The 15,232-nt window shown below is 44.6% G+C and carries 7 protein-coding genes, 2 tRNA genes and 2 rRNA genes; 8 read left to right on the forward strand and 3 right to left on the reverse strand.

Annotation, left to right across the window (positions count from 1 at the left end; translation table 11 throughout):
* Positions 1–60: 60 nt before the first annotated feature.
* From ACZ48L_RS07455 to nadD, 3 genes are read left to right on the forward strand one after another with little or no spacing between them, the layout of a single operon-like run.
* Entirely contained in the window at positions 61–939 is an 879-nt protein-coding gene (locus tag ACZ48L_RS07455; protein WP_025792985.1) for a YicC/YloC family endoribonuclease, read from the forward strand.
* A gap of 21 nt (positions 940–960) precedes the next feature.
* The gene (gmk, locus tag ACZ48L_RS07460; protein ID WP_025792987.1) at positions 961–1,533 is read left to right on the forward strand and encodes a guanylate kinase; all 573 of its coding nucleotides are present in this window, start codon (positions 961–963) and stop codon (positions 1,531–1,533) included.
* On the forward strand, positions 1,530–2,105 hold the full coding sequence (gene nadD / locus ACZ48L_RS07465; protein ID WP_025792988.1) for a nicotinate (nicotinamide) nucleotide adenylyltransferase: 576 nt from the start codon (positions 1,530–1,532) through the stop codon (positions 2,103–2,105). Before gmk ends, nadD begins: the two co-directional genes overlap by 4 nt.
* A gap of 513 nt (positions 2,106–2,618) precedes the next feature.
* Here nadD and ACZ48L_RS07470 read toward each other — a convergent pair.
* From ACZ48L_RS07470 to purL, 3 genes are all read right to left on the reverse strand, one after another.
* Positions 2,619–3,194: a chromate transporter gene (locus ACZ48L_RS07470; protein ID WP_008823705.1), complete on the reverse strand. Its 576-nt coding sequence runs from the start codon at positions 3,192–3,194 to the stop codon at positions 2,619–2,621.
* Between the two features lie 4 nt (positions 3,195–3,198).
* Positions 3,199–3,795 carry a chromate transporter gene (locus tag ACZ48L_RS07475; protein WP_025792990.1) on the reverse strand — a complete coding sequence of 199 codons (597 nt, stop codon included), beginning with the start codon at positions 3,793–3,795 and terminating at the stop codon, positions 3,199–3,201.
* Positions 3,796–3,885: 90 nt separating this feature from the next.
* Complete coding sequence (purL, locus tag ACZ48L_RS07480; RefSeq protein WP_025792991.1) at positions 3,886–7,629, reverse strand: phosphoribosylformylglycinamidine synthase; 3,744 nt, start codon at positions 7,627–7,629, stop codon at positions 3,886–3,888.
* Positions 7,630–8,251: 622 nt separating this feature from the next.
* Here purL and ACZ48L_RS07485 point away from each other — a divergent pair.
* From ACZ48L_RS07485 to ACZ48L_RS07505, 5 genes are all read left to right on the forward strand, one after another.
* On the forward strand, positions 8,252–9,112 hold the full coding sequence (locus tag ACZ48L_RS07485) for an OmpA family protein (protein WP_025792992.1): 861 nt from the start codon (positions 8,252–8,254) through the stop codon (positions 9,110–9,112).
* A 1,017-nt stretch (positions 9,113–10,129) separates the two neighbouring features.
* Positions 10,130–11,660 (forward strand): 16S ribosomal RNA (locus tag ACZ48L_RS07490).
* Between the two features lie 201 nt (positions 11,661–11,861).
* Positions 11,862–11,935 (forward strand) — tRNA-Ile (locus ACZ48L_RS07495).
* Positions 11,936–12,033: 98 nt separating this feature from the next.
* Positions 12,034–12,110, forward strand: a tRNA-Ala gene (locus ACZ48L_RS07500).
* A 212-nt stretch (positions 12,111–12,322) separates the two neighbouring features.
* A 23S ribosomal RNA gene (locus tag ACZ48L_RS07505) occupies positions 12,323–15,224 on the forward strand.
* Together the 16S and 23S rRNA genes with 2 tRNA genes alongside form the textbook arrangement of a ribosomal RNA operon.
* Positions 15,225–15,232 lie beyond the last annotated feature (8 nt).

The following is a 15,232-nucleotide window of genomic DNA, read 5'->3' on the forward strand; positions in this document are numbered from 1 at the left end:
AATATACGCCTTTTTTTCTGCATTTTTTGTACATTTGCAGAAATTTAACGCGAAAAGCTCATGATACTATCAATGACTGGCTACGGAAAAGCTGTCGTAGCCTATAAAGAAAAGAAAATAAATGTTGAGGTTAAGTCGCTAAACAGTAAGTCACTCGACCTTTCTGCACGTATAGCCCCTCTCTATCGGGAGAAGGAAATGGAGATTCGGCGTCTCATTGCACAGAAGTTGGAACGAGGAAAGGTGGACTTCTCGCTCTGGGTTGAGAAGGAAACGACTATTGATGCTACGCCTATAAATGCTGCTCTTGTAGAGAACTATTATCATCAGATAAAGTCTATAGCTGCTAATACAGGTATCCCTGAGCCTTCGGATTGGTTCACAACTTTGCTCCGTATGCCTGATGTAACAACGAAAACAGAAGTTGAAGTGCTGGAAGAAGAGGAATGGCATGCTGCCAAACAGGCTATTACGGAAGCTCTTGATAAGCTTATTGAGTTTCGAACTCAGGAAGGTGCTGCGTTACAAAAGAAGTTTACGGAGAAAATTGATAATATCTCTGCTTTGCTAAAGAGCATAGAACCGTTTGAAAAGAGCAGGGTTCCTAAGATAAAAGATAAGATTATCGATGGTTTAAAGCAGATTCCTGAGGTTGATTATGACAAGAATCGCTTGGAACAGGAGCTCATCTATTATATAGAAAAGCTTGATATCAGTGAAGAGAAGCAGCGTTTGAGCAATCATCTTAAGTATTTCCGTGAGACAATGAACGAAAGTGGACACGGAGTAGGCAAGAAATTGGGGTTCATCTCACAAGAAATGGGACGTGAAATCAATACTACTGGCTCAAAAAGTAATCAGGCTGAGATGCAGAACATCGTTGTCAAGATGAAAGATGAGCTGGAACAAATCAAAGAACAAGTGTTGAATGCTCTATAAATTCTTACTTAATCATACAAGATGGCAGGTAAATATTTAATCTTTTCAGCACCTTCTGGCTCAGGAAAAAGTACTATTGTACAATGGTTGATGGAGGAACATCCAGAGTTAAAGTTGGCTTTTTCTATTAGCTGTACCACACGTGCACCACGTGGTACGGAGCGAGATGGAGTGGAATATATATTCCTTTCACCAGAAGCTTTCAAGGAAAAAGTTGCTAAAAACGAGTTCTTGGAGTATGAAGAGGTGTATGAAAACAGGTTCTATGGTACGTTGAAATCACAAGTAGAGCGTCAGGTTGAAGCTGGGCAGAACGTTGTTTTTGATATTGATGTGAAAGGAGGTTGCAACATTAAGAGCTTCTATGGAGCACAGGCTTTGAGTGTTTTCATTCAGCCACCATCGATAGAAGAGTTGCGGCGTAGGTTAGTTGGCAGGCAGACTGATGATGCTGAGGCTATTGAAAGACGACTTGCAAAAGCCTCTTACGAGCTGACTTTTGCTGAAAACTTTGATAAGATTATCACGAATGATGACCTTGATAAGGCTAAGCAAGAGGTCTATGAGACGGTCAAAGAGTTTCTTGAACTTTGAAAAAGATTGGTATCTTTGGAGGGTCATTTAACCCTATCCATAACGGGCACATAGCCTTGGCTAAGGCTTTCCTTAAGGAAGAGAAGCTGGATGAGGTGTGGTTTATGGTTTCTCCACAGAACCCTTTCAAGGTTAATCAGCATCTTCTCTCCGACCATCTACGCCTTGAGATGGTGAGAAAGGCTTTGGAGAATGAGTCTCAACTGGTTGTTTCCGATTACGAGTTCCATTTACCGCGACCTTCATATACGTGGCTTACGTTGCAGCATCTAAAAGAAGATTATCCCCAAGACAACTTTACGTTGCTTGTTGGAGGTGATAACTGGGCTGCTTTTGACCGATGGTATCATGCAGATGATATTCTTTCTAATTATCAAATAGTTGTTTTTCCGCGTCGGGGAGAGAACGAATCAACTGTAAATCTTACTCAAGGAGTTCATTTTCTCAATGCTCCTCTTATTGATATTAGTAGTACGGAGATTCGTAGATATGTACAGGAAGGACGGGATATATCAGCTTTCATATCTGCTTCTATTCAAGACGATGTCCTACGCTATTATCGAAAGCCATGAAAAACGCATCTTTTATTCGATGATTTCTTTGATATTTATTTCTGTTCTTATTGTCCTTTCTTTGTGAAACGGTCCTTTTAAGAGGCTTACAGGCATGTGGATCGTTGTGCCCATGAGGGCAGAAAAGAAATCATTAACAAGTTATTCCCATAGTTCAGCCTTGTTTTATAGGTTTCATTAGTTTTACTTTTTAATATTGATTGTTCATAGTCTGTTGTAAGAACTTTTCCTCTTTGAAAAGTAAGAGGTGCTCTTTTGCTTTGTAAAAGGGCATATATTGCATTGCAAAAGGGCATGTTTTACAATGCAAAAGGGCATGTTTTACAACGTAAAAGGGCATCTTTTACAAGTCTGTTTGTAATGGTTTGATTTCCTGTTTGTTACAAAGCCTAAAAATCAGTACGATATTCTGTATATTGCTTTGTGGTGATGTTTTTATTGTAAGATTATTTCGTAACAAATAAAAGCTCCCTTTTTCTTCTTTCTTTTGTCGTTAGTTAAGACTGATATTTCTTAGTAAAGAAGTATCAGTCCTGCAAAAGCTGCATAAAGAATCATGCGAATAGGGTTTATCTTCATCCACATTGTTCCAATGAAAGTCGCCAAGAAGATGAACAGACTAATGAAGAATTGCCATGGGTTTATGCTTGGTTGGGAGAAATTATCAACGTTGCAGAGTAGCAATGTTGCTGCAGCCAACAGCCCAACAACCACTGGACGGAGACCAGCAATAATGGATTGTGTGATAGATGTATTCATATATTTGAAGAACATCCTACAGATGAGAAGCATAATGATGAATGATGGGAGGATAATAGCAATGGTAGCAGTCACGCTTCCCAGTACAGCCATCATCCCATTCATCCCTGCATTGTGTACAGCAGTATATCCACAATAGGTTGCAGAGCTTATACCTACAGGGGCAGGTGTCATCTGTGATACGGCAACAATGTTGGTAAAATCTGCTGATGACAGCCAATGGTGGTTCTGAACAGTTTCTGTTTGTATCAGCGATAACATACTATTGTCCCCTCCGAATCCGAAGAGTCCGATAATAAAGAAGGTATAAAATAGTTCTAAGTATATCATAATCTTACTCTGTGGGCTTAATGAATTTACCATAAAGATAACCGCCTATCGCCGCAGCGATGATGACAAAGACAGGATTAACACCTAAAAGCCAAATCAGAAGGGCAGTGATAATAGGTATCCAGCAATTGGATAAGGTTATATGTGATTCCTTTGCCAGCATGAAAGTAGGTACTGCTATGAGTGCAACTACGGCTGGTCGCACCCCACGGAATATGGCTGCTATCCATGGAACATCCATGAACTGATGGAAGAAGAGTGTTATGGCTAGGATAATAAGGAAGGAGGGAAGCACTGTGCCAAGGCATGTACAGATGGCGCCAGGGGTCTTTCGGAGTTTAAAACCTATGAGAAGGCTGATGTTTACGGTAAAGATACCAGGGCAACTCTGTGCGATGGCGACGATATCAGTAAACTCTTCCTGTGGAATCCACTTCCTTTTCTCAACGATTTCTTCCTGAATTATCTGTAGTTGGGTGTGCCTACCGTTCAAGGTTGAGGCTCCTATCTTGAAAAAAGTCTTGAAGGCTTCTTTGTAGAAATTATCTTTTGCTGCTGATATTTGTGTGTTGTCAGTTGTTGTTATCTTATCTTTCTCCACTAATTAATCGATTTTTTCAGAGGTTATCATATATAGAGAAGAGTGTGTCAAGGCGTGATGACACACTCTTCTTCTTGTTTGTGTCAGTGATTATAGCTTGCTTTCAACCCACTTACGTGCATTGACAAAGGCTTCAATCCACGGTGTTATCTCGTCATTGCGACGGTCACGTGGATACCAACCTAACTGCCATGGGAAGATAGAACGTTCCAAGTGAGGCATCATTGCCAAGTGTCTGCCGTCAGCAGAGCAGATACCTGCAACGTTATAATCAGAACCATTAGGGTTGCCAGGATACTCTGCATAGTTGTATTTTGCAACGATGTTGTACTTATCCTCTGCTTCTGGTAGATAGAAACGTCCCTCACCATGAGCTACCCATATGCCGAGTTTGTTGCCACTCAGCGAACCAAACATTACACTTTGGTTCTGTGGAATGGTAAGATTCAGGAATGAACTCTCAAACTTCTTGCTGGTATTGTGGCAGAGGTGAGCACGATGCTTGTGTTCTGGGTTGATAAGGTTCAACTCAACCATCAACTGACAACCGTTACAGATACCCAATGAAAGTGTATCTTCGCGTGCATAGAAGCGGTCGAGTGCCTGCTTAGCCTTTGGATTATAGAGGAAAGCACCAGCCCATCCCTTTGCAGAACCGAGAACGTCAGAGTTTGAGAAACCACCGCAGAAGACGATCATATTTACTTCTTCCAAAGTCTCACGGCCAGTGATGAGGTCGGTCATCATGACATCTTTCACCTCAAAGCCTGCCAAATAGAGTGCGTAAGCCATCTCACGCTCACCATTGGTACCCTTCTCACGAATGATAGCTGCCTTTGGTGTTTGGTGATGGGTGTTAGGTGTTGAAGTCTTCCAACGGTCTGCATCGAGGCCATACTGCTGAAGTGTACCGGTGAAGTCTGCATTAAATTTCATCTCGATTGGCTGCTTCTTATAGTTCTGAGCACGCTTCTTAGCCATGCCATTCATACTCTGTTTGCGGTCGAGCAAGTACGAAGTCTTATACCATGTCTCACGCATTGCATCAATATCGAACTCTGCCTTCCAATCGCCATCAGCGATGCTGAGCGTGCGCTTATCAGGACTTGGTGTACCGATACGAGCAAATCCGATACAGTTCTCAGTCAAGAACTCTTTGACTTCTTCCTTATGTTCATCAGCAACCTGGATAACAACACCTGGATTCTCTGCAAAAAGTTTCTTGATTACATCGTCCCCCTTGATATCATGAAGGTTGATATGCAAACCACCTTCAGCATTCGCAAAGGTCATTTCAAGCAATGTTGTAATCAAACCACCTGCAGAAATGTCGTGTCCAGCAAGTATCCATCCACGGCGAATCATCTCCTGTACGGCATCGAAACAGTCGCAGAAATACTGTGGCTCTTTCACTGTTGGAACGTCACTACCAATCTTGCCGAGGCTCTGTGCAAAGGCAGAACCACCAAGACGCTGCTCGTCAAAACTGAAGTCGATATGATAGAGGCGTGTGTTCTTATCATTCACAAGTACTGGAGATACCACCTGACGAACATCGCTTACCTCACCACCACTGGTAACAATGACGGTTCCTGGAGAGATAATCTTATCTCCATTAGGATATTGCTGGGTCAGAGAAAGTGAATCCTTACCTGTTGGAACGTTCACACCGATAGCACAACAGAAGTCTGACAAAGCCTTAACAGCACTGTAAAGACGTGCGTCTTCACCCTTCTGTGAGCGACAAGGCCACATCCAGTTGGCTGAAAGACTCAGGCTATCCATGCCGTCTGCCAATGGTGCCCATACAATGTTGGTCAATGACTCGGCTACTGAAAGAACTGAGCCTGCCTCTGGTGATGCGAGTCCTGCCTGTGGAGCGTGACCGAGTGCGGTAGCAATACCCTTATGACCACGATAGTCTAAGGCTACAACACCACAGTCTGAGAGTGGCAATTGAATCTCACCTTGATACTGCTGACGGGCTACCTTACCTGTAACAGAGCGGTCAACCTTGTTCGTCAACCAGTCCTTACACGCCACAGCTTCCAACTGAAGTACACGCTGGAGGTATTCCTCCACCTTATTTAAACTATAAGAAACATTCTCATATTTGCGTTCAACGGTCTCATCCTTCATGATTGTCTTTGGAGAATGACCGAACATCTGTGCTACGTCTAAGTCGAATGGTTTTACACCATCGCCCTGTACAAATGAGAAGTGAGCATCACCTGTAGTCTCACCAACAACATACATTGGTGCACGCTCACGCTCAGCAATCTTCTTCACGTGGTCGAGGTGCTTCTCGTCAATGAGCAAGCCCATGCGCTCCTGTGACTCGTTGGCAATGATTTCCTTGGCACTCAAAGTCTTGTCACCGATAGGCAACTGTGACATATCAATCTTACCACCACAGTCTTCAACAAGCTCACTCAAACAATTTAGGTGTCCAGCAGAACCATGGTCGTGGATAGAAACAACTGGGTTGTTATCTTCTTCTACCAATGCACGTACGAGGTTATAAGCGCGTTTCTGCATCTCTGGGTTAGCACGCTGTATGGCATTCAATTCAATACCATTTGAATAACGACCAGTATCAACTGATGAAACAGAACCACCACCAAGTCCGATACGATAGTTATCACCACCAACGACAACTACCTTGTTACCAGTCTGTGGTTCACCCTTCAGACAGTCGCGCTTAGTACCATAACCAACGCCACCTGCAAGCATAATTACCTTATCGTAAGCATACTTCTCACCATTCTCTTGATGTTCGAATGTGAGTAGTGAACCAGTAATTAATGGCTGACCAAACTTATTACCGAAATCACTCGCACCATTAGATGCCTTAATCAGAATCTGCTCTGGAGTCTGGTAGAGCCACTGACGGACAGGAAGGATGTCTTCCCAATCACGTAAGGCTGGAGTTGTACCGTCATCTTCTGTCAAACGAGGGTAAGCGGTCATATAGACTGCTGTTCCTGCGATTGGCCATGAACCAACACCACCGCCCATACGGTCGCGAATCTCACCACCCGTACCTGTCGCTGCTCCATTGAATGGCTCAACGGTAGTTGGGAAGTTGTGGGTCTCGGCTTTCAGAGAGATAACACTCTCAATAGGCTTTACTCGGAAAAAGTCAGATGTGCTCTGGTTTGCTGGCGCAAACTGTTCAACCTCTGGACCTTGTGCGAAAGCTACGTTGTCTTTATAGGCTGAAAGAATCTTACCTGGATACTCTTTTGTAGTCTTCTTGATGAGGCTGAAGAGGCTGCTTTCCATCACCTTACCATCAATGACGAACTCTCCACCGAAAATCTTATGGCGGCAATGCTCAGAGTTAATCTGGGCGAAACCGAAGATTTCAGAGTCGGTGAGTGGGCGGCCATTCTGCTTCTCAATCTTGTGGAGATATTCCATCTCCTCTGGTGAGAGTGCCAAACCTTCTTCTTCGTTGAACTTCTCTAAGTCCTCCACACGCTTGATAGGTTCTGGAGAATGGTTGACTGTGAAGATTGTTTGGTCTAAACCGTCATACATACGCTGAAGCATGGGGTCATAATCTGCGTCCTTATTGCTTACAGGATAATACTCCTCTATACGCAAAATGCCGTTAAGACTCATGTTTTGAGTAATCTCAACGGCATTCGTACTCCATGGAGTAATCATTTCACGGCGTGGACCTACATAATATCCTTGCAGTGTTTGCTCCTGCATATAGGTGGCATCACCATATAACCAACAAAGTTCTTTGATTTCCACATCGGATAATGCATGATTAACTTCTGTCGCAATCACGCTTTTGGACTGAGTTCTGAAGAAAAGAATCATAGTCTGTATATAAAAATTGGTGTTACTTCTGCTTGCAAAGATACGATTTTATTTTGGATATGATATGGCATAATGGGTGTTTTTTACCCTTCTTTATAGTTTGTAATGGAAAAACAATAGTCTTACTGTTTCTGAGTAAATGCGTTTATTTAGTCAATGGTTTTCTCTTGTTTGTGTATGCTATTAAAGGTGTCTTTCGTAACTTTATCCTTCTTTTTTATGCTCTGTTTGCTTGTGATGGGTATGTAGCACTATATGTGTTTGGCTGCAGCACTAATACTGTTTGCCTACAACACGGATGGTGTTTGCCTGCAACACAAAACCAAAATATTAGTGCCTTGTATGTAATGGGGATCTTCTAATATTATTTTAGAGGGTAGAAGTGATGAGAGTCTATCGTGGGGCGTAGGGTATAAAGCTTAGAATATACCATTAGTATTGTAATTTATGCCATTTAATTCTTTCTGTCTTTTAATGAATTGTTCTGTATATAATTCTCAATTTATCCCAGGAAAGCTGTCTTATACGTTAAATATGTCTAAAGACCTTGCCACAACTTACTCTTTTACACGTCTTTATAATATCTTTGCATACAAGTGTATAAACCATAAATAAAATGATTATGAGAAAGAATCTTTTTATTGTAGCTTTGGCTGCAGGCATATTAACTTTTAGTAGTTGTGCCAGTAAGAAGGATTTGGAGAATTGCCGAAATGAGAATAATCAATTGACAAATGATTATCAGAATGCCAAGGAGACAATAGCAGCAAATAATGCTCGGATTAAGAGTTTAGAGGATCAGCTGGCTCAAGCTAAGGAAAGTGCAGCAGCTTTGCAAGGCAGTCTAGACCGAAGTTTGAATAATGCTAATTCTAACAATATTAATATTTCAAAACTCGTTGACCAAATCAATGAGAGTAATCAGTATATCCGTCACTTGGTGGAAGTGAAGAGTAAGAGTGATTCTTTGAACCTTGTTCTTACGAATAATCTGACACGTTCACTTAGTAAGGATGAACTGAAGGAGGTTGATGTTCAGGTTTTGAAGGGTGTTGTGTACATCTCTTTGGCTGATAATATGCTTTATCAGACTGGTTCTTATGAAGTAAATAGTCGTGCTGAGCAGACTTTGAGTAAGATAGCTAAGATTATTTCTGATTATAAAGACTATGATGTGCTGGTCGAAGGTAACACGGATGACGTGCCAATCAATACGTCGAATGCAAAAATGAAGAATATCCGAAACAATTGGGATCTCTCTTGTCTTCGTGCAGCATCGGTTGTGCAGTATCTGCAAGATCACTTTGGGGTAAATCCTAAGCGTCTGACAGCTGGTGGTCGTGGTGAGTATAACCCTATAGCATCTAATGATACAGAACTGGGTAAGCAACGTAACCGCCGCACACAGATTATTATTACTCCAAAACTTGATCAGTTTATGGATCTCATTGGTGAGGCTCCAGAGACAAAACAAGCGAAATAGTCTTTTTGACTAGATATAAGATCTAATATGATAATCCTGTCTACTGATTCTACGTAGGCAGGATTATTTTGTTTTTTGTCGAAGGAGTGGATGTGATTTTTTAAATACTTGCAACGTTGGTTGCTATTGAGCATATATATTTAGTTGCTATTGAGCATATATATATAATGTGTCTCGAAACGTTTTTCCAGTTCGAAAGTAACTACGTGTACGTTATAATATGGTAAGGGATGGAGTAGGGCGCTCTTTGTTTATGACTCTTTTAAGGAACCAGGGGAGGTATAATCTTCTTTTGTCAGTACTCTTTTCAGTCGCAATTTGGATTAAAACTGATGTGCTGGGGGCGAGAGTTTTGCTTGGGTACGTGCACATTGGCGCTGTTTCTAATGGACTGATAAGTGGTCTAAGGATAATTTAAACTAAAGAGGGGGTAGCTTTTTTAGTTATACTTTATAGTTTTATTTTGATGTGAAAACTGTGTTTTTGTAAAAAGTGATTTTCGTTTTAAGCTCTGTTTGTTGTTTTGGGTGGCTTTTACTTTGTGTTTTGCGATATGGCGAGTCTTGTGGCTTGTAATTGCTTTTATGCTTTGTTTTAGTATGGGGTGTGGTGTCTTGTGGTGCGAAATATAAACTTTTTGAAAAATATTCTCCAAAACATTTGGTGGTAAAGGAAATTCTGTATACCTTTGCACTCGCTTTTACGAAATGAGCCTTTTGGCTTGTAAAGATGAAGCATAAAGAAAGAGTTCTTTGAAAAGATTTACATAAACAGAGAAGTAGTACAAGAAGCGTCTGTTTGATTTTATATCAGATAGATGGGTAAAAGAAACGAACCGATTAATTCATTGTCTGTACTTTAGTAGTATTACTACGAAGTATAGATTAAAGATAAAGGTGCTTTTTACTTGATATTATTTAGGATAAGCGTTCTGAAACAGAGATTATTCGGTGAAGTGTTTTGGTTAGTGGTATTCATTGTCACTATCATTCATCACTTATCACCAAACCATATTTTACAATGGAGAGTTTGATCCTGGCTCAGGATGAACGCTAGCTACAGGCTTAACACATGCAAGTCGAGGGGAAACGGCATTAAGTGCTTGCACTTTTTGGACGTCGACCGGCGCACGGGTGAGTAACGCGTATCCAACCTTCCCATGACTAAGGGATAACCTGCCGAAAGGCAGACTAATACCTTATGGTCTTCACTGACGGCATCAGATGTGAAGTAAAGATTTATCGGTTATGGATGGGGATGCGTCTGATTAGCTTGTTGGCGGGGTAACGGCCCACCAAGGCAACGATCAGTAGGGGTTCTGAGAGGAAGGTCCCCCACATTGGAACTGAGACACGGTCCAAACTCCTACGGGAGGCAGCAGTGAGGAATATTGGTCAATGGGCGAGAGCCTGAACCAGCCAAGTAGCGTGCAGGATGACGGCCCTATGGGTTGTAAACTGCTTTTGTATGGGGATAAAGTCAGTCACGTGTGATTGTTTGCAGGTACCATACGAATAAGGACCGGCTAATTCCGTGCCAGCAGCCGCGGTAATACGGAAGGTCCGGGCGTTATCCGGATTTATTGGGTTTAAAGGGAGCGTAGGCTGGAGATTAAGTGTGTTGTGAAATGTAGACGCTCAACGTCTGACTTGCAGCGCATACTGGTTTCCTTGAGTACGCACAACGTTGGCGGAATTCGTCGTGTAGCGGTGAAATGCTTAGATATGACGAAGAACTCCGATTGCGAAGGCAGCTGACGGGAGCGCAACTGACGCTGAAGCTCGAAGGTGCGGGTATCGAACAGGATTAGATACCCTGGTAGTCCGCACAGTAAACGATGGATGCCCGCTGTTGGTACCTGGTATCAGCGGCTAAGCGAAAGCATTAAGCATCCCACCTGGGGAGTACGCCGGCAACGGTGAAACTCAAAGGAATTGACGGGGGCCCGCACAAGCGGAGGAACATGTGGTTTAATTCGATGATACGCGAGGAACCTTACCCGGGCTTGAATTGCAGAGGAAGGATTTAGAGATAATGACGCCCTTCGGGGTCTCTGTGAAGGTGCTGCATGGTTGTCGTCAGCTCGTGCCGTGAGGTGTCGGCTTAAGTGCCATAACGAGCGCAACCCCTGTCTTTAGTTGCCATCAGGTTAAGCTGGGCACTCTGGAGATACTGCCACCGTAAGGTGTGAGGAAGGTGGGGATGACGTCAAATCAGCACGGCCCTTACGTCCGGGGCTACACACGTGTTACAATGGCCGGTACAGAGGGACGGTGTAATGTAAATTGCATCCAATCTTGAAAGCCGGTCCCAGTTCGGACTGGGGTCTGCAACCCGACCCCACGAAGCTGGATTCGCTAGTAATCGCGCATCAGCCATGGCGCGGTGAATACGTTCCCGGGCCTTGTACACACCGCCCGTCAAGCCATGAAAGCCGGGGGTGCCTGAAGTCCGTGACCGCAAGGATCGGCCTAGGGCAAAACTGGTGATTGGGGCTAAGTCGTAACAAGGTAGCCGTACCGGAAGGTGCGGCTGGAACACCTCCTTTCTGGAGAGGATGTTTATCTGTTGAATAATGACGAGTATCTTGAGATGATTTCTTAAGTATACCAGTTTGTAATTTGACGGTAATATCAAGACTTGAAAAAGAACCTTGGTTCGTTTTTCTTCTTGTACTGCGCTGACTCTGTTTTCAAGAATAAGAGAAAGGGAAGTCTGATAAGATAGCCTCAGTGCTTTCTTCCAACTCAGTCCTATAGCTCAGTTGGTTAGAGCGCCACACTGATAATGTGGAGGTCGGCAGTTCAAGTCTGCCTGGGACTACACATCGGCTCGGTCGGATGTGCTCCAGGCTTCAGTTCCTTGAAGGGGACATAAGCTCATGCAGATGTTTCTTAAGGATTTCTTCTCTCTTTTCCCTTGGGGGATTAGCTCAGTTGGCTAGAGCACCTGCTTTGCAAGCAGGGGGTCAACGGTTCGAATCCGTTATTCTCCACCATTAAAGGTAATCATTTGTTTTAAGGTATTTCCTTATTCATTTTCGATTTTCCTTTATCCGATCTTTGACATATTGACACAAGCAAGACTGTAATGTAGAGCTGGTCTTTTTTTAGACCAGTATTCTAAAAGAGGTTTTACTTCTTTAAATTAGAATCACACAACAGCTGAAAGTATGAGCTACATTCTTTGTAAGGAATTACAGAGAAGGCGAAGAAAGTAAGAAAGGGCGCATGGCGGATGCCTTGGCTCACGGAGGCGATGAAGGACGTGATAAGCTGCGATAAGCCTTGGGTAGGTGCAAATAACCTTTGATCCAGGGATTTCCGAATGGGACAACCCGGCAGGCTGAAGGCCTGTCATCACTGCTAATGCAGTGAGGCGAACGGAGGGAACTGAAACATCTTAGTACCTCCAGGAAGAGAAAATAATTTAATGATTCCCCTAGTAGTGGCGAGCGAACGGGGAAGAGCCCAAACCTGTGACGTAGCAATGCGCCGCAGGGGTTGTAGGACCACGCTGTCGTACTTTGATTGTGAGGCGAATATACTGGAAAGTATAATCATAGAGGGTGATAATCCCGTATCCGAAGCATGATGAGACGTAGTGGTATCCTGAGTAACGCGGAACACGTGTAATTCTGCGCGAATCCGCCGGGACCATCCGGTAAGGCTAAATACTCCCGTGAGACCGATAGTGAACGAGTACCGTGAGGGAAAGGTGAAAAGCACTCCGATGAGGAGAGTGAAATAGTTCCTGAAACCATGCGCCTACAAGCGGTCGGAGCTGTTAATTCAGTGACGGCGTGCCTTTTGCATAATGAACCTACGAGTTACCATGTCTGGCAAGGATAAGTGCCATTAGTCACGTATCCGCAGTGAAAGCGAGCCTGAACAGGGCGTCGAGTCAGATGGGGTAGACGCGAAACCAAGTGATCTACACTTGCCCAGGTTGAAGTCCGGGTAACACCGGATGGAGGACCGCACGGATAAGCGTTGAAAAGCTTCCCGATGAGGTGAGTGTAGGAGTGAAAGGCCAATCAAACTTGGAGATAGCTCGTACTCCCCGAAAGGCATTTAGGTGCCGCGTGCATCGATCTCCATGAGAGGTAGAGCGACCGATAGGTCAAGAGGGCTTCACCGCCTATCGAGACCTGACGAACTCCGAATGCTTATGGATAGCAGATGTGCAGTAAGGGGGCGGGTGCTAAGGTCCGTCCCCGAGAGGAGAAGAATCCAGACCGCCGTCTAAGGTCCCGAAATTCTGTCTAAGTTAGTCTAACGAAGTCTGGTCCCCGTGACAGCTAGGATGTTGGCTTGGAAGCAGCCATTCATTCAAAGAGTGCGTAACAGCTCACTAGTCGAGGGTCCGGGCATGGATAATAATCGGGTATAAGTCAGATACCGAAGGCGCGGGATAGCAATGTAAATTAAAAGTATCGGTAGGGGAGCATTCCATCGACGTTGAATGGTGAAGGTAACTGATCCTGGAGTTTATGGAAAAGCAAATGTAGGTATAAGTAACGATAAAAAGGGTGAGATTCCCTTTCGCCGAAAGACCGAGGTTTCCCGGGCGATGCCAATCAGCCCGGGGTTAGTCGGGTCCTAAGTCTCAGCCGAACGGCGAAGGCGATGGCAGATGCGGTTAATATTCCGCAACTCGCATATTCAGTGATGTGGAGACGGAGCAGTGACACTGCCGCGCCCTGACGGAATAGGGCGTTTAAGTCTGTAGGCTATGAGGATGGCAGGCAAATCCACCATCCGAGCTGAAGGATGAAAGTACAGGTTGTCCTTCGGGACGACTTGAGTGCAGGTAATCATACTTCCGAGAAAATCCGCTAAACTTAATGTTTATGCGACCCGTACCGCAAACGGACACACGTGGTCGGGTAGAATATACTAAGGCGTTGAGAGATTCATGGTTAAGGAACTAGGCAAATTGACCCCGTAACTTCGGGATAAGGGGTCCTCATGTATAATGAGGCGCAGAGAATAGGTCCAGGCAACTGTTTAACAAAAACACAGGGCTGTGCAAACTCGAAAGATGACGTATACAGCCTGACACCTGCCCGGTGCTGGAAGGTTAAGAGGAGATGTCACCAGTAATGGGAAGCATTGAATTGAAGCCCCAGTAAACGGCGGCCGTAACTATAACGGTCCTAAGGTAGCGAAATTCCTTGTCGGGTAAGTTCCGACCTGCACGAATGGTGTAATGATCCGGACGCTGTCTCAACCATGATCTCAGTGAAATTGTAGTATCGGTGAAGATGCCGATTACCCGCGATGGGACGAAAAGACCCCGTGAACCTTTACTACAGCTTAGCATTGACCTTGGTCATCCGATGTGTAGGATAGGCCGGAGGCTTCGAAGCGGGTGCGCCAGCATTCGTGGAGCCATCCTTGAAATACGGCCCTTTGGCTGTCTGAGGTCTAACGCGCCTGAGGTGCGGACACTGCTTGGTGGGTAGTTTGACTGGGGTGGTCGCCTCCAAAAGCGTAACGGAGGCTTCCAAAGGTGCCCTCGGGCCGATTGGTAACCGGCCTTACAGAGTGCAATGGCATAAGGGCGCTTGACTGGGAGGGAGACATCCCGAGCAGGCAGGAAACTGGGGCATAGTGATCCGGCGGATGTGTATGGAAACTCCGTCGCTCAAAGGATAAAAGGTACTCCGGGGATAACAGGCTGATCCCCCCCAAGAGCTCATATCGACGGGGTGGTTTGGCACCTCGATGTCGGCTCGTCACATCCTGGGGCTGGAGAAGGTCCCAAGGGTTGGGCTGTTCGCCCATTAAAGTGGCACGCGAGCTGGGTTCAGAACGTCGTGAGACAGTTCGGTCTCTATCTATCGTGGGCGTTGGAGTTTTGAGTGGTGCCGTCACTAGTACGAGAGGACCGTGATGGACAGACCTCCGGTTTACCAGTTGTGCCGCCAGGTGCACCGCTGGGTATCTGAGTCTGGACTGGATAAGCGCTGAAAGCATCTAAGTGCGAAGCCATCCGCGAGATGAGAACTCCTCATAAGGGTCGTCATAGACGATGACGTTGATAGGGTGCAGGTGTAAAGACGGTGACGTCAAAGCCGAGCACTACTAATTGCCCGAAACTTTCTTCGGTCCTGCC

The sequence above is a fragment of the Prevotella histicola genome, assembly GCF_055385135.1.